Annotated in this window: 13 protein-coding genes; 6 read left to right on the forward strand and 7 right to left on the reverse strand. The window is 41.2% G+C overall.

Annotated features, from left to right (window positions below; all coding sequences use genetic code 11):
- Positions 1–14: 14 nt before the first annotated feature.
- The 6 genes from HDF25_RS23230 to HDF25_RS23255 form a co-directional block, all read right to left on the reverse strand.
- Positions 15–737 carry a hypothetical protein gene (locus tag HDF25_RS23230; protein WP_184628796.1) on the reverse strand — a complete coding sequence of 241 codons (723 nt, stop codon included), beginning with the start codon at positions 735–737 and terminating at the stop codon, positions 15–17.
- A gap of 91 nt (positions 738–828) precedes the next feature.
- The gene (locus HDF25_RS23235; protein ID WP_184628797.1) at positions 829–2,238 is read right to left on the reverse strand and encodes a hypothetical protein; all 1,410 of its coding nucleotides are present in this window, start codon (positions 2,236–2,238) and stop codon (positions 829–831) included.
- 157 nt (positions 2,239–2,395) lie between these two features.
- Entirely contained in the window at positions 2,396–5,590 is a 3,195-nt protein-coding gene (locus HDF25_RS23240; RefSeq protein ID WP_184628798.1) for a TonB-dependent receptor, read from the reverse strand.
- Positions 5,591–5,726: 136 nt separating this feature from the next.
- The gene (locus tag HDF25_RS23245) at positions 5,727–6,659 is read right to left on the reverse strand and encodes a FecR family protein (protein ID WP_184628799.1); all 933 of its coding nucleotides are present in this window, start codon (positions 6,657–6,659) and stop codon (positions 5,727–5,729) included.
- Between the two features lie 43 nt (positions 6,660–6,702).
- Positions 6,703–7,299: an RNA polymerase sigma factor gene (locus tag HDF25_RS23250; RefSeq protein WP_184628800.1), complete on the reverse strand. Its 597-nt coding sequence runs from the start codon at positions 7,297–7,299 to the stop codon at positions 6,703–6,705.
- Positions 7,300–7,377: 78 nt separating this feature from the next.
- The gene (locus HDF25_RS23255; protein WP_184628801.1) at positions 7,378–8,748 is read right to left on the reverse strand and encodes a S41 family peptidase; all 1,371 of its coding nucleotides are present in this window, start codon (positions 8,746–8,748) and stop codon (positions 7,378–7,380) included.
- A 129-nt stretch (positions 8,749–8,877) separates the two neighbouring features.
- On the opposite strand from HDF25_RS23255, the gene HDF25_RS23260 reads away from it, so the two are divergent.
- Positions 8,878–9,720, forward strand: coding sequence for an endonuclease/exonuclease/phosphatase family protein (locus tag HDF25_RS23260; protein WP_184628802.1), 843 nt, complete (start codon positions 8,878–8,880; stop codon positions 9,718–9,720).
- Here HDF25_RS23260 and HDF25_RS23265 read toward each other — a convergent pair.
- A complete protein-coding gene (locus HDF25_RS23265) occupies positions 9,707–10,333 on the reverse strand; it encodes a helix-turn-helix transcriptional regulator (RefSeq protein WP_184628803.1) in 627 nt (208 codons plus the stop codon). The genes HDF25_RS23260 and HDF25_RS23265 overlap by 14 nt on opposite strands.
- Positions 10,334–10,659: 326 nt before the next feature.
- Here HDF25_RS23265 and HDF25_RS23270 point away from each other — a divergent pair, with 326 nt between their 5' ends.
- From HDF25_RS23270 to msrB, 5 genes are all read left to right on the forward strand, one after another.
- Positions 10,660–11,169, forward strand: coding sequence for a DUF2480 family protein (locus tag HDF25_RS23270; RefSeq protein ID WP_184628804.1), 510 nt, complete (start codon positions 10,660–10,662; stop codon positions 11,167–11,169).
- A 10-nt stretch (positions 11,170–11,179) separates the two neighbouring features.
- On the forward strand, positions 11,180–12,307 hold the full coding sequence (locus HDF25_RS23275) for an efflux RND transporter periplasmic adaptor subunit (protein ID WP_184628805.1): 1,128 nt from the start codon (positions 11,180–11,182) through the stop codon (positions 12,305–12,307).
- A 9-nt stretch (positions 12,308–12,316) separates the two neighbouring features.
- A complete protein-coding gene (locus HDF25_RS23280; protein WP_184628806.1) occupies positions 12,317–15,481 on the forward strand; it encodes an efflux RND transporter permease subunit in 3,165 nt (1,054 codons plus the stop codon).
- 4 nt (positions 15,482–15,485) lie between these two features.
- Positions 15,486–16,880 (forward strand): efflux transporter outer membrane subunit, encoded by a 1,395-nt coding sequence (locus tag HDF25_RS23285; RefSeq protein WP_184628807.1) that lies wholly within the window; start codon positions 15,486–15,488, stop codon positions 16,878–16,880.
- Between the two features lie 172 nt (positions 16,881–17,052).
- Complete coding sequence (gene msrB, locus HDF25_RS23290) at positions 17,053–17,496, forward strand: peptide-methionine (R)-S-oxide reductase MsrB (protein ID WP_184628808.1); 444 nt, start codon at positions 17,053–17,055, stop codon at positions 17,494–17,496.
- The last annotated feature ends 61 nt before the right edge of the window (positions 17,497–17,557 follow it).

Here is a 17,557-nt window from a genome sequence, read left to right on the forward strand (position 1 = left end):
TTTTCCCGTAAGCCTTATTTGCTCATCAATGGAATTACCTGTCCATCTCCATTAATATAGATGAGATAGACACTGCTGGCCTGTTTTCCAGGCTCAGGAATTAATGGCAGCGTAAATGTTGCCGTGGATAATACAGCCCTGTCATCCGGATCTTTGACAACCAGTGTAAACTCTTTGACCGGTCTTGAACTTTGGTCCCTGCCCGTTTTGATTTTTTGAAATCCGGAAAAAGAACGGGAAACGTTTTGCCATGCTCCCACCTGAACCGGTTGAAGGGCATATGGAATATAAGTACTTGTTAAAACATAAATATTTACTTTATCTGGTAAGGATTTTGAAAAATTTGCCAGACTGATTTTCACGGAACCCGAATCTGGTTTCAGCTCTTTATCAAAATCATTCAGTCTGGAGTCAACTATTTTCAAAGGTGAACTGATAGCTGGCCTGAACATAAAATAAGCATGGGCTTCAAAAGCATCTACCGAAAGCAGTGTGTCCAGTAACAGTAAATCTGCGTTGTAAAATCTAAACCTGTTTTTACCCGAGAGTAAGCTGAAATTTTTACCATTGGCAGTAAATTCATGATCAGTTCCCTGTATAATACGAGTCTCCCCTGAAGCGAAATTGGCAATTGATAAATTACCAAACCCGGGATCTGATACCGGATCTCCTTTTGAACAGGAACAGATATTAAGCAGTGCTAAACTAATTGAAATCAAGTAAAGGATTATCCTCATTGGTTAGGAATAATGAAAGAGCAGCCCCCTTTGAATAGCGGGGCGCTGCTCTTTTTAAATAATAAATTGATTTAATATAATCAGCTCCAAATTAGTCCTGAGAAGTTTGAGGCTTGAAATTCAACCATCCTGAAGCCCAGTTTGAATAATTTGCGTCAGTTACCGCACCTTTAGTGCTCGATGCGTCACGTGGGAATAAATTATCAAGTGTATAAGTTGAAGAAACAGCAGTAGTATAGAAAGGACTTAAAAGCGCACCTGTACTAGTGGCACCTAAACCGATAAATGCTTCAGCATTGTCAGATACCAGGATAGAATTTGTGCTTCCTGTTAATGAAACGGCAGTTGCAGGGCTGAATACTGTAGTGTAAGAATGTACAATGTTACCAGTGAAGCCACCAGCAGTTGCATTAACTTCAGTACCAGTCTGGAATTCTGCACCAGTATTATAACCAGCTATGATTGAATTTGTGATAGATAAATCAGAATTTCTTCTCCAGCGGTTACCAGCACGTAATCCATCACTCTTAGCACCATAACCTAATAAAGTGAAGTTAGAATAAACTGGTTTTGTTCTAGGGAAAACTGTCGAACCTGTACCATCATTATCTGATTCAATTCCATTCGAGTCAGAAACACTACCACTTGTACTATGCGTAGAAGCCGGGTCTTTTAAACCAATTGCATATTTGATAGTTCCTGAATAACCGAAATCAGTATCAAAATCATCGTCATCATTACCAAGCGCTAACAGATAACTTGGACTTACAGTACCTCCGAAAAATTCAAAAGCATCATCAGCACCAAAAGATACCTGTACGTGATCAATAGAAGTACCTGATCCTACACCACCCATAGTTAATCCGTTAATTTCGTTGTCTGGTGCCAGTTTATAACCAGCATACTCAATACGAACATACTTGAATCTGCCTGAGTTATCTGCAGCAACAGTACCTCCGTAAGTGATATCAACACCTAATGAGACACCATTCTCATCATACTTTGGCAAACCTTCGATCTGAGGAGCAGTAGTTCTGTTTGTCGTAGAATTTCCTAATATAATTACCCCTCCGAAATCACCGGCAACACGTGATCCGGCAGCTTTTGGTGAAGTAAATACAATTGGTTTTGCTGAAGTACCTACTGCATCAATTGTAGATCCTTTAGTTATTACCAGAACCCCTGCAATAGCATTTACTACAGCAGACTGAGGATCAACTTTGTAATTTACAGTTTCTCCGGTGGTAATTACAGTACCTGGTTTAATGGTTAGTTTAGCTCCGCCAGTCACATAAACTACTCCTTTTAATTTGTAAACTTTTCCTGGGCTCAATGTTCTGTTTGCAGTGATGTTCCCAACAATTACAGAATCGGCTCCCGTAAACGGGCCGCCAGCCCCGGTTGAACGGTCAAAATTTCCATCAGTTCCTTTTTTACAGCCAGTGACTGCGAATGCTGCAATTGTTACAATTGCAAGCGCCTGTTTTGTGAATTTTTTCATTGTTTTTAAAATGGTTTTATGGTTTTTGTAATATATCTTAAAGTTAACAGATTGGTGTTTTTATAAAACTTATTTAATGTTAAATTATTATTAATAATAATTTGATTAAAAGATAATTATAACAACTATATAAACTTTTTATTCACTATAATAAGGCCTAAAACCTATAGGTAAACGACATACTGACATTTGTCCCCGATTTCAACTGATAGGTTATAAAATCACCTTCCTCTTTTTTATATCCATCAGTTTTACCAGGTACTCTTACAAACTCATCCTTCCCTCCACCGACATAACCTTCCCAGTTTTTATAAAAAGTGGTTTTCGCATTTAAAAGATTGGCTATATTAAGTTTAAGTTCAGCCTTCTGCTTAAACAGACGGGTAAATAACTGAAGATCGACCAGGTCCCGTCCCATTTCATATTCAACTAACTGTGGGTTATCACTGATTGTATTGGTACGATATCCGGATTTATTATAAACCACGTTTATACCATACTGGTCTTGTGTATAAGACAAGCCTATATTGGCAATCCAGGGAGACTGACCAAACAAAGCCCTTTTGGATTTCAACTCCTTAACAGTCTTACCATCAGCACCTTCATAGCTCAGCGCTACGACATTCGACCGGATAATAGTTCCATTTCCAAAGATGGAAAGGTTACGCAACCAGGCTTTATCAGCAATAAAAGACATTGTTTTTCTGATTTCCATTTCCAGTCCATAATTCACTGCCGATTTCTGGTTTTGAAAAGCATACTGGTCAACAGCCATATCCTGAATAAAAACCAGTTCAATTGGCTTATCAAAGTGTTTATAAAATCCGGATAAGGATATAATTTCTCCCGGCGACGGATACCATTCATATCTGATATCTGCATTATTAATTTTGGTACTTTTCAGATTTGCCCCTTGTATTCTTGCGTCCAGATTAGGATCATATGGATTAAAAACCGACGTCTCTCTGAAATCAGGTCTTACTATAGTTGTGGCATAGGAAGCCCTGAAATTCATCTGCTCTGTCAGACTATAAGTAATGTTTGCAGATGGAAGAAAGTTATTATTATCATCCCTGTTTACCTCATCATCCTTGGTTTGATATTGTAAATTAGTCAGTTTATAACTCTCAAAGCGAACTCCATATACGAGCCTTATTTTTTTCAGGATCTGCTGATCCAGCATGGCATAGGCACTTTGAGAAGTTGATTTACCACTAAACTGAGAACCTGATTCTGCAGGTACATTATAAAATACCTGACCGGCACCTGTACCTAATAATTCAGGTCTCAGGCTATATTCGTAAGGACCAACCTCTATATTATCATGAGAATCATTGTAAATCTGAACTGTCGTATTTGCCAGATCTCTTTTTTTATAGAAACCGCTGTAGCCAATCTTTATCAGGTTTTTGGCTTGTAGAAAATCAAAAGACCTCGACAAATTCACACCCCAGTTATAATCTTTTTCTTTAGTATCAGTATACAAGCGGTAATCGGGGTTACCATCATTCAGATAAGGATTTGCTACCAGATAACGCTGATAGTAGGACTGTCCGTTAATTTTACCGGAATTAAGCGCTGTAAATTTGCGCTGATCATCAATAGTCTGTCCAACACTTGTATAAGATCCGTTCCAGGTTAATTTGAAACCAGCCTCACCGATAGCATGTTCACCTTCCAGTTTATGTTGTAAAACAGTCGTACTTTCAGGAATCTGAAGATTGAATTTTATCCTTCGGGCTGGGGCCGGATCAGTTTCATCATTAGCTGTTCTACTATTGTAAGTATAATAGTCGTTCTTATATACATGAGAATACATATTTCTCAAACTCAGTTTAAATCCTTTTCCCTGAAGACCAAAATTAAGCAGCCCACTGAGTGTTGAGTTATATTTATAAATATTTCCATTCTGACGTACGTCTGCACTATCAATCATTTTTACGGTAAAACCAGCTCTGGTACTTATATAATCATTGATCTCCTGGCTATTTCTTAGTGTAGCCCCACCTACAAAACCAAAGTTCATCCCGTTTTTCAAGGCGTAAGTTCGCCCTAATGAAAAACGATAATTCTGATTAGGCATAAATCCATAACGGTACATCCTGAAGCCTTCAGGATCGAAAGCCTTGCTTTGTGCGGTTACGTAATCCGGGACCCCTCCCTGATTACTACTCACCCAGCTACGTAAACCCGGAGGCAACTGGTGCCCGTTTCCAATAAAACTGAAGAACTCTGCATTCCCCCTCTTTCCTGCCTGCAGAAAATCTTTTCCAATCGTATTGCTGTTATATCCTGTACCAAGCTGAAACTGTGTAAAATTCTGAACTGGTATATCCAATGTATTCACAACAACTTGTCCGCCAGCAAATTCAGAAGACAAATCGGGTGTTGCTGTTTTATTCACAACTACACTACTGACCATCTCGGCAGGTATCGCATCAAAAGCAAAGTTCCGCTGGTTCATTTCTGTACTCGGTTGTGTCACTCCGTCAATTTGTGCCTGATTATATCTGTCACTCAAACCACGCACAACCACATAACGGTTATCCACGACATTCAGACCACTCACACGTTTAAGTACCGCTCCCACATTATTATCTGGCGTTCGGGAGATCTGAGCAGCCGAAATCCCATCAGAAATCCCCGCTGCATTTTTCTGTTTCGCATACAAACCTGCCGTTGAAGCCCGCTGGAAACCTGAAGTAACCACGACTTCCTTTAAAGCATTCGCCGCAGGTTTCATAGAGATATCCAGTTTTGTCATTCCCCCGGCTTTGATCTGCACGCCGGTTATCCTTTGCGTCTGATAAGAAATATAACTGATTTCCAGGGTGTAAGTACCCGGCGGAAGAGACATCGTATATTTCCCGTCTACAGCACTCTGCATCCCCGATCCCAGTTCAATAACCCTGATACTTGCGCTAGGAAAGGTCTCCCCCTTTTCGTCGCTGATTGTGCCGGTAATTTTTCCCGGCTCTGGCTTTTTTACAGCAGTCCTCATGACCAACCGGACAGAAACATTCGAATTTAATATAGAAAAACTAAGATTGGTCTTCTTTTCCAGGTCATCCAGCACACTTCTCACCGGGACCTGATGATAATTAATATTTTGCAAATGAACCCCGCTCATCTGTACCGGGTCAAATACAAATCTAAATGAGGATTGTTTTTCAAGCTCTTTTAATAAACCCTGTGCCGTACAACTTTTATAATTCAGTGTAATTGTTCCACTTTGTGCATGTAGTTCTGAAATGCAGTTAAATGATAGAAAAATAAAGAGAAATGAGATCAATAAAATGGACTGAGAAGAGTATACTGCATATTTTTTTTTGGACAGTAAATTTATAATCATACTTTTGGAATGGTTTATTGCGCCTGTGAATCGTAATTTATCATTGTTTTTTTGCCGGTTTTACCGGTAATTAAGAGAAGTACTGCCGCCAGCGGTACTTCTCTTTTTTTTAGGCCGGGCCTGGTTCATTAAGCGCTCAATTCATAATAACATACCCCTCAGGGATTTTTTTAAACTTTAAATGGTGGGTAAATAAAAGTGTCTGAAGAACGTCTCTGACAGGTTCATTGCGGAATTTACCGCTGATTGCAAAACCATTCAGTTTGTTCTTATCAAACTCGAGTACTATATCATAATAGGAAGCTACCCTTGCCAGTGCTTCTGTAAGGTTCATATTATCGAATATCAAGGTTCCGTCTTCTGTATAAGATTTAACCTCTCCGCCCGCTGTAAAAACACCTTGCCGACCTTCCATCCCCATCTGGCTATATTGTTGGCCAGGAATAAGTTTTAGTGGAGAAAAACCTTTGATTTTACTACCTATTTCAACCTTTCCGGTATACAGACAGATTTTTTCAAGCTGATAAGCTTTATAATTTTCGACAGTAAAAGAAGTTCCCAGTGCCGTCGTTGACAGTTGGGCCGAGTAAACTGTAAATGGTCTCTTTTTATCTTTTGCGATTTCAAAGAAACCTTTTCCTTTAATCAGAAAAACTTTACGGTTATCCGGAGCGAAAGATGCAGGATATTTAAAGACTGAACCAGAATTAAGCGTAACCACAGAATGATCAGCTAGTGTAATAATCTTTACAGAACCCACAGGGACCCTGACAATGGTAAATGAAGATTGTAGTTTTAAGTTCTCAGTCTGCCGGTGCAGGAAATAGCCTGCCGCAGAAATAATTAATAATGAAGCCGCAACTGCAATGCTGATCAGTGTTTTAAATAAAGGTTTAATTTTATAGCGGGGGGCAGCTACAGGCTTTTCCTCCACCAAAGGCATGGTTTCGAGGTAATCCATATCAAATTCCCCGTTCTCAACTAATAGAAAAAATGCATCCAGCTCAGCTGCATCCAATTCCTTTTCCAGGAACCTATGATATAGATTCTTTTTCTCACTCGACTTCATACTACTATATACTATCGGGAGATCGCTTTAGGGGGGATGATAATTAAAAATAATTATCTATAGAATAAACGATTGGTAAAAGGAGGTAAATATAATCCGCTGAATCGGCCAGTTTGCTCAGATCTCTTTTGGCTAAACTCATATGCTCTTTGATCGTTTCCTTACTGACAGAAAGCAGTTCAGCCGCTTCGGCATAAGTCATTCCATCAATCTTACAAAGCTCAAAAGTCTGTCTTCTCCTGGAAGGGATCTCAGTCATAATTTTACGGAGCCGGGCCAGATCCATAGCTGCGGTAATTGCGACATGCTGATTAGCTTCTTCCTGAGCTGAAAGATAACGCTCCCGGAAAACACTTTTCATTTTCTGATCAGATAAAACCCGTTTCAGCCAGGTAAAAGTTACATTTTTGGTAATGGTAAAAAGATAAGGTTTCAGTTCGCGGTCCGGATCAAGATTGGCCCTTGCTTCCCAAAGTCGAAGAAACACATCGCTTGCCAGTTCTTCAGCAAGTTCTGCAGAACGGGTATGTTTAAAACAATAAGATCTGATATCCTGATAGTATAGCTTATAAATCCGGGTAAAAGCATATTCTTCACCATGAATGAAATCCTGAATAATATCTTTAGTTAATACCGTCATACCCTGCAAATTTATATCGAAAAATAATGCAGTATATAAACTACATATTAATTAAATATTAACTTAAATGAACATATATTAATACATTCTGGCGACTGTTAAACCTGGCGTTGTTAAATCCACCTGGGCTCTGGAATCATATATTATTTTTGGTACATCCTGAACCGCATCAGCCTTTTTCCCTCCGGCAATACTTAAAGGTTTCGGCAGACAACGCTGGATCAGCGGATCTGAGAGATCGCCGAAAGCCAGTAAAGGAAGTACACTCAGTTCGTCCGCAGAAAGGTCCGGTATTAATCCATTGCTGTAATCTCCTTTCCCGGCCGAATTATAGAGTTTAAAAATCATGGGATAGATCTCCCATTTTGGTACTATCTGGGGGCTTCTGTAATCTTTAATCACAAAACTGGCCATATCCTTACCCAAAGTTTGCTGCCCCAGCTGAATCACGGCAATATAAGGTCTGAGTGCATTGATCAGGAGTTCTGCTGCCGAAGCAGTATGACTTCCGGTTAGTATATAAACCCGGTTTAAACCCAGGCGATAAGTCGAAGCTGTTGCAAAACTCATCCACTGACCTGCCCCAACCCTATTCATTTCAACTGCAAAGCTACTTTTCCGGGTACCCGCTTTTGCATTCCCCCTGTATTCTACAAAGATGTCCCCTTCTCTGGCATTCGGACTTATCATAGCTGCTAAAGTTGCTGCTACCGGCACACTCCCTCCCGGATTGTACCGCACATCGAGAATAAGTTCCTGTACCTGCTTTTGCTTAAAATAAGTAAAGGCCTGTCTTAATTTGTCCAGTGCTGTATTTTCAAAAGAATTCAAAAAAAGATAGCCAAATATCTTACCACCGGACTGAAAAACTTTATAAGTATAAACAGGGTCTTCTGTATTTATCAAGCGTGAGACTGTAGTTACCCCGGTTTTTCCTTCCAGTTCCAGTACTACGACCTGCCCGTTAATACTATTGGTGGTCAAAGCGGCTATATTACCTGCCACAGGTATACTTCCATTAATCGTTCTGATAACATCTCCACGTTTTAAACCAGTATCTTCAGCTCTTGACCCAGGAACAACCAGACTGATTACCGTTTGTACCTGACCATCGCTATTTTGCAGCGTAATCCAGTCAAATCCAAAAGTATGAACCAGTGAGGGTGGGTAAGTTTCAGGCATATCCGGGTTGACCAGGGCTGAAAACCGGTCAGTGCCATTTTTGATCTCTTTAAAAAAACTACCAGGAGCCTGACTAAAACCAGGTTTTGCTGGTAGACTTGTATTCCAGTAATAATAAACTTTCATACTGTCCAATATCCAGGAATTGATGTTTTCCTGACTGCCGGCAGGGTAATCAGGCTTGTCCTCCGACTTTCTGCAACTGCTGAGCAAGAAGACCGTCAGGTTTATCAGCAGAATTTTGAACAGCAGTGCATTTGATTTCATAGGACCTTATCATCAGAGATCATAAAAATAGTTTCCCTATATAAAGTTTATATTAAGATAAAAACATATCATTTCGGAAAAACACCATTCAACCAATTTTTATATACTTTTATATTTTAAATATTCATTATGATCAAAAGAACAATTATTGCAGCCCTTTTTCTACTTTTTTCTGGCGCGCAATTATTTGCACAGCGACTGATTATCGGAACCTATAACCTGCGTAACGATAATAAGGGCGATATTGGTAACCTGTGGGTACAAAGAGCTCCCATTGTAGCTGACCTTTTACGTTTTCATCAGTACGATATCTTTGGAATCCAGGAAGGGTTCAAAAATCAGCTCGACGATATCAATAACGCATTACCGGAATATGCCCATTACGGATTGGGCCGCGATGATGGAAAAGATGGAGGGGAACACTCTTCTATTTTTTACCGCAGGGATAAATTCAAACTCTTAAAAAAAGGTGATTTCTGGCTGTCACAGACACCGGATCAACCTGGATTGGGTTGGGATGCAACCTGCTGTAACCGTATCTGCAGCTGGGTTGAGTTGCAGGAAATTAAAACCGGCAGGAAATTTTACTACTTCAATGCACATTTTGATCATCAGGGAAAAATTGCAAGGGTAGAAAGCAGTAAACTGGTATTGAGTAAAATGAAGGCTATTGCCGGAAACGAACCAGCTATCTTTACCGGAGACCTGAATGGCGGGCATGATAGTGAATGGTATTTAACACTCGCTGGTTCAGGTTATCTGAAAGATACCTTTAACCAGGTTAGCCATCCTTATCTGAATAATCCTTCATTTAATGAATTTGGTCAACAACTGGAAGGGACTGAAGTTATAGATCATGTTTTCGTAACGAAAGACTTTAAAGCAGACCGGTGGGGTGTTTTAACAGATTCTTATCATGGAAAATATCCTTCAGATCACTTCCCTGTCCTGGTAGAGGTTACGCTGAAATAGATTGGGTACTGATCCTGTAAGCACATCTTCTGTCTCCGGAGACTATGTGGTCCTGTCGAACGATAGTTACCCCTTCTCCAAGCACAAATCTGAACACATTGAGCTCCGAAGAACAGAAGCCCTGACAGGAAGTAGCAGCCGCACAAATCGGGCAGTGGTTTTCAATCAGTAAATACCCCTCTTCATCCTTATGGTACTCTGCCATATAGCCTTCTCTGCTCCTGATTTCTGTCAGTTTTGCAATCCGTCCTTCCAGCTCCTGAAATGGATCCAGTTCCTTAAGATACTTTTCTTTCCCTGTCTGTTCACTTACATCAATCACTGTCTGAAGTGCAGCATTTCCCAAAGTACTTCTGATAATATCAATCAGTTTTACGGTAAGCTCTGCATGCGTATCCGGAAACTCAGCATTTCCCTGAGCTGTTAAACTAAAAAACTGTTTAGGTCTTCCTACCCCCACTGATTCATTTTCGGCTTTAATCAAACCTTCTTCCGTAAACTTCAGTAATTGCAACCTGGCCCCCTCCTTTGTCATCCCCAGCTCCTGCGCAATCTCAGCAGCTGTTAATGCTCCACGGGTTTTCAGCAACATCAAAAATCTGTTTGTCATCATAAATTAATAAAACAAGTGTTTGGTTGTTTTATTAACAAAAGTACTAACTTTGCTGAACATATTCAGATATACCGACCATAATTATAGCATTTAAAAGATAAAACCGGTTTATACTGATGTATTCGTTCACCATTTAAACAAATGTTATGTCTTTAACAATACATGAAATTGCCATCCTGTTTGCAGGGCCCGGGCAGGAAAAAAAACCTTAACACAACGAACCTTTCTTAGCCTTTAAAAGGCTTAAAAACAAATATCTACTTAAAAAAACAAATTAAGCGGGCAGGAATTTCTATGCCCAAAATTCAAACTAAATCCAGGAGAATATGGAAGAAATTATAAACAAAGTAGAGCTCAGCGGCCTGCTTACCCTTGACCTGATTAATTACAAACCCCTGAAAAACGAATATGCCACATTTGACATCATGCCCTATTTATTTCAGGGTTTTCTGCTCAAGGAAAAGGTATTCAGGGTAGATATGATACAGGTAGACTGGAGCAGCTTTCAGGATAAAGAAGTTATTCTCTATTGTTCAAACGATGCCATAGTTCCGTACTGGGCATATGTCCTGATTACCTCCCTGCTCAAACCTTACACCAATACCATCCTGTATGCAACTCATCAGGATCATCAGGAGCTGATCTGGATGGAAAGAGTCAGAAAAATTGACTACAGCCATTTCAGTGATAAGAAAGTGGTACTCAAAGCAAGTACAATTATCCCTCCCGAAATCTATATCTGTGCAGCAGGACAACTGATGGATCAGGTACAAAGCCTGATGTGGGGAGAAGCAGGCTCACCAGTAATGATTTATAAAAAGAAAAAAACAGTTTAAAATCCAAAGAATGAAAACTACAATAATTTACATCTGCCTTTCAGCCACCCTGATTTTAGCCTCCTGCGGGACTGCTCAAAAACCTGATCAGCAGGAAACATTAAAAGCGTACCCGGTACTTTCTGTCCTTCCACAGCAGGTTGATCTTTCAGCAGAATATCCTGTCACGCTGCAGGGAGAACAGACTGTAGAAATCCGGTCCAAAATAGATGGGTATATAGAAAAGGTCTATGTGACCGAGGGAACCCCTGTGCGTCAGGGGCAGCCCCTGTTTAAAATAGATGCCAATAGTTTTGAGCAGGAAACGAATAGCAAAAAAGCGGCTGTATTAGCCGCCCAGGCCAATCTGGAAACGGCCAGCATCCAAACCGAAAGGACGAAAGTTCTGGTTGAGAAAAAGATTGTCAATTCTTTTGAACTGACCTCAGCCAGAAACGTTGAGCAAGTCAAAAGAGCAGAGTTGAATCAGGCAAAGGCCGACCTTTCAGCAGCAAGATCTAAACTCGCCTTCACCAATATAGTAAGCCCCATCAATGGCACGGTAGGAAGCCTGCCTTATAAAATCGGAAGCCTGGTCAGCAGTACATCCGAAGCCGCGCTCACCACTATTGCCAATACTAAAAAAGTCTATGCTTATTTTTCTCTCAGTCAGCAGCAACTGAGTGCATTTTTGAAACAATACAGCGGAAATCAGCCAAATGATAAATTCAGGAATATGCCTGAAGTTGCATTGGTGATGCCCGACGGAGAAGTTTACCAGCCAAAAGGCAGAATTGAGACACTCAGCGGCGTATTGAATTCGGCTACCGGTGCGGCTAATTTCAAAGCCGTATTTCCAAATCCGGAAGCTAAACTCTGGAGCGGTGCCAGTGCCACTATCCGGATTCCTTCGCACCTCAAAGGAGCCATCCTGGCTCCTAAATCAGCTACATTCGAATTACAGGGCAAATACTTTGTTTTCAAAGTAGATCAGCAACATGTTATCCATCATACCTCTATAGAAATCATGGACGCCGTCACAGAAAAAGACTATGTAGTTACCAAAGGGCTGGTTGCCGGCGATCAGATCGTAACAGAAGGCCTTGGGAATCTGAAAAACGGGATGAAAATTAAACCCAATCCTTCCACAACGAAATAAAAAAGCGCCATGTTAAAAAAATTTATAGAGAACCCGGTATTATCTACGGTAATATCGATCATCATTGTCATTCTGGGTTTATTAGGACTATCCTCTCTGCCCATCTCACAGTATCCGGAGATTGCGCCGCCTACCGTGTCGGTTACAGCTGCCTATCAGGGTGCCAGTTCAAACGTAGTCCTGAAAAGCGTTATTGTTCCGCTCGAAGAGCAGATCAATGGGGTAGAAAACATGACCTACATGACTTCTACGGCCAGTAATAATGGAAGTGCAAAAATCACGATCTTCTTTAAACAGGGAACGGATCCTGATCAGGCTGCCATTAACGTACAAAACAGGGTAACCAAAGCGACCAGCCTGTTACCTGAAGAAGTGATCAAAGCTGGGATTACTACAACCAAACAGCTAAGCAGTGAGGCTTTCAGTTTTCTGCTGTACAGTAACAATCCCGAATACGACCAGAAATTCCTGGATAATTATTTAAGGATTAACATTATGCCTCAATTAAAACGGGTCAATGGTGTCGGTGGTACCGAAATTTACGGAAACCAGGAATATGCCATGAGAATCTGGCTCAAACCAGATGCAATGGCGAGTCAGGGTTTAGTACCCGATGATATTCTGGCTGCCCTGAAAGAACAAAATATTGAAGCTGCACCTGGTAAACTCGGCGAAAACAGTAAACAGTCCGTTCAGTATACCCTAAAGTATACCGGCCGGCTGGAAGAGACCAGACAGTTTGAAGATATAGTACTCCGCAGTGCCAAACAAGGGGGCCTGTTACGGTTAAAAGATGTTGCACAAATAGAATTCGGGGCACAGGATTATACCACATCCCTGTTTACCCAGGGAAAAGTTTCCTCCGGAGGTGCCATCAGTCAAACCTCAGGTGCAAATGCCAGGGAACTGATTATTGCCTGCGAGAAAATCTTAAAAGAAGCTTCCAAAGATTTCCCTCCCGGTGTGGAATACCATGCTTTTTTAAATGCCAACGATTTCCTGGACGCTTCCATTGAAAAAGTGATTTATACTTTAGTTGAAGCATTTATCTTGGTTTTCATTGTTGTATTTATCTTTTTACAGGATCTCCGGTCTACACTGATCCCTGCTATTGCAGTACCTGTAGCGATTATTGGAACCTTCTTCTTTCTTAAACTTTTTGGTTTCACCATTAATCTGCTGACTTTATTTGCCCTGGTACTGGCTATTGGTATTGTAGTGGACGATGCTATCGTCGTTGTCGAAGCCGTTCATGCCAAATTGGATCAGGGGGCCAAATCTGCTAAAAAAGCGACTTTGCATGCCATGAGTGAAATCAGCGGGGCAATCATATCCATTACCCTGATTATGTCTGCGGTATTTCTTCCTGTTACCTTTATCACAGGATCTGCCGGCGTATTTTATAAACAGTTTGGTTTAACACTGGCCGTGGCCATTGTGATTTCGGCCATCAATGCATTGACGCTCAGCCCTGCTTTATGTGCTATTTTCCTCAAACCACATCAGGCAGATGATCATACCGTTACAACAGGTTTCATGCCTAAATTCTACGCAGGTTTCAACGCTGCATTCGAGGCAGTGACTCATAAATATATCGCTGGTGTCAGGTTCCTAATTCGCAGAAAATGGATCTCTCTGGCTGGAATCGCTGTATTTGCTGGTATCTTTTATTTCCTGATCAGGACTACACCAACAGGTTTTGTGCCTAATGAAGATAGCGGGGCAATTTTTGGAGATATCATCCTCCCTCCTGCTTCTACACTGGCAAGAACCGAAGAAATTATCGGCCAGGTAGATAGTATCGCCAGAAGTATTCCAGAAATTGAGCTCTCTTCGAGATTAGCAGGAATGGATCTGATTAATGGATTTGGGGGTTCTTATGGCGCCATATTTATCCGGTTAAAACCCTGGAAAGAAAGGAAAGGTAAAAATCAGGATGCCAATAGTATAGTCGGCCAGTTATTTGCCAAAACAAGTCATATTAAAGGAGCAAATGTGATCTTTTTCGCAGCCCCGACCCTTCAGGGATTTGGTAATAACAACGGATTCGAACTTCAGTTACAAGACAAAACAGGCGGAAGTCTAAAAGATTTCGATCACAACATCAGCAAATTTATGGCTGCCTTACAGCAAAGGCCTGAGATCCTTTACGCGGCTACCCCTTTTAATATAGGTTTTCCTGAACTGGAGGTTAATGTAAATATTGCCAGATGTAAGGATGCCGGAGTAAATGTAAAGACAGTCCTCAATACACTTCAGGGTTATTTTGGAGGGCTATACGCTTCGGACTTCAATAAATTTGGTAAACAATACCGGGTGATGATGCAATCAGGCCCTGATTTCAGGGGAAAAGAAGCTGATATGAATAAAGTTTTTGTCAGAACTGCTCAAGGAGTGATGGCACCAATTACTGAATTTGTCACACTCCGGAAAACCTACGGCCCTGAGTTCATCAACAGATTTAATTTATATACCTCGACCACAGTTACCGGAACACCAAATAAAGGTTTCAGCTCGGGAGATGCCATTAAAGCAATCAACGAAGTTGCGGAACAAACCCTGGGCCGTGGTTATACCCACGAATTTTCGGGCTTAACCAGAGAGGAACTTTCCAGCGGCAGTCAGACCACGCTGATATTCGCGCTCTGTCTGGTCTTTATCTATTTCCTGCTCAGCGCACAATACAAGAGCTATATCCTGCCTTTTGCGGTACTGCTATCGCTACCAGTTGGTCTGGCCGGTGCATTTATCTTCGCTTATCTTTTCGGAGTGGATAATAATATTTTCCTTCAGATCAGTCTGATCATGCTGATTGGTTTACTGGCCAAAAATGCCATTCTGATTGTAGAGTTTGCCTTAATACACAGAATCAGCGGCAGAAGTATTACCCAGTCAGCCATCTTTGGGGCTAAAGCCAGACTAAGACCAATCCTGATGACTTCTTTCGCTTTTATATTTGGTCTTGTTCCTTTAATGCTGGCTACTGGTGCAGGCGCACTCAGTAATAAATCGATCGGAACAGCAGCTGTCGGAGGAATGCTCATTGGCACCGTATTCGGCATCTTTATCATCCCTGTACTATTCATCATTTTCCAGGCTTTACATGAAAAAATATCTGGTTCACCACATCCGGCCAATGAACCATTACCTATTCCAGAAATCATTTATAATTAAGAAGATGAAAACAAAATATCATCAGCTCCTGATTCCAGTACTCCTTGTCTCAGGATTATGGAGCTCGTGTAAGATTACAAAACCTTATGCCAAACCTGTTGTTCAAATCCCGGGACATTACCGCGATACAACAATTACCGATACCACCAATATAGCTGCACTTAAATGGTCAGAGTTGTTCACCGATACTGTATTACACCAGCTGATTAACCAGGGTCTACAGGCTAACCTCGATCTTAAGATTGCTATTGAGCGGATCAACGAAGCTAAGGCTAACTTAAAACTGAGCAAAGCCGCATTTTTACCAGAGGTCAGTACCAATCTTTCTGTCAAACAATCCAAATTATCATTTCCTCAGGGATTTGGACTGGTTAACTCTTCTACGCAATATGAATTGGGGATTTCTACCGCCTGGGAACTTGATGTATGGGGTAAACTCAGCAGTGCAAAACGTGCTTCAATAGCCGGTTTATTAGCTTCGGATGCCGCTAAAAGAGCAGTACAGACACAACTGATAGCCAATATCGCTAATTATTACTACGAACTCCTGGCACTCGATCAGCAAATGGTCGTCACACAGAAAACAGCTTTAAACCGGCAGGCAGAAGCAAATACAATTAAAAATCTTTTTGAAAGCTCTGTACAGAACGGGGTGGCTGTTGTACAAAGTGAAGCCAGTTTCTATGAAGCAGACCTGGCCATTCCTGACATTACACAAAAAATCAGAGAAACGGAGCATGCCCTGAGCATTTTACTGGCCCGTTCACCCGGAAAAATTGAAAGAACATCGCTGGAACAGCAAAAGATGAACTATGATTTAAAACCTGGAATTCCGGCTCAGCTGCTCGCCAACAGACCCGATGTACAACAGGCTGAATATACTTTCAGAGAGACCTTTGAACAGGTGAATGTAGCCAGAACTTATTTCTACCCCGCACTAACAATAAGCGGAGCAGGAGGCTTTTCAAGTTTTGGCTTGAAACAGTGGTTTAACAGTGTCGGACTATTTGCAAACATCGCGGGAGGTTTAAGCCAGCCTCTTTTAAATAAAGGGATGAACCAGGCCAGATTAACAACTGCACAGGCCAGACAGAAACAGGCGCTTTATAATTTCGAATTATCCTTATTAAAGGCAAGTCAGGAGGTATCAGATGCTTTATCTGCTTATCAGACGGCAGCCCAGAAAGAAGATAAAAGGAAGAAACAACTCACTGCATTGACAAAAGCCGTATCCTTCAATAAAGAGTTACTGAACTACAGTAAAAACACGAATTATACAGATGTACTGACTGCCGAACAGAACCTGCTGACAGCAGAATTAAAAGGGATCAGTGATCAAAGTCAGAAACTTCATGCTGTGGTTAATCTATACCGTGCCTTAGGTGGTGGATGGAATTAACTACTGGTCGGGAAATGGCTGTAATTCCTCCGCCTCCCATGCACGATTAGGCCAGGTATATACCTGGCCTAATCGTGGCCTAATGGTGGGGTAATGGTGGCCTTTCCCCGACCAGTACTACCACCAAAACTAAATTATATCTTATCTTTATATCAATTCAATATAGAAAGATATGGATAATCCTACACATAACAACCCCTTTTATTCAAGAACAGACGATACCAGACTGGATGTTCCAGACACAGAATGGAAAAAAATACTTCCTGCAGATTTATACCATGTAGCCAGGGAACAAGGCACAGAGCGTGCTTTTACCGGGAAATACTGGGATAGTGATGAGCTCGGTACGTATTATTGCGCTGTCTGTGGAAATGTATTATTTAAATCAGGTGCCAAATTTGCCAGCAGCTGTGGTTGGCCTAGTTTTTTTGAGACACTCAAACCAGGCAGTGTCATCTACAAAGAAGACGTCAGTTATGGTATGCGCCGGATCGAGGTGACCTGCGGACGATGTGACTCCCATCTGGGGCATATCTTCAATGATGGGCCGGCACCAACCTACAAACGCTTTTGTATGAACTCAGTATCACTGGAGTTTGAGCCGGACCAGACATAGCCTATAAGTTGCAATGTATCAAATTTGTTCCTTTCAGGCCCGCAAAACGTTTTATAGTTAT

It is taken from the genome of Pedobacter cryoconitis (genome assembly GCF_014207135.1).
Lineage (GTDB): Bacteria > Bacteroidota > Bacteroidia > Sphingobacteriales > Sphingobacteriaceae > Pedobacter > Pedobacter cryoconitis_D.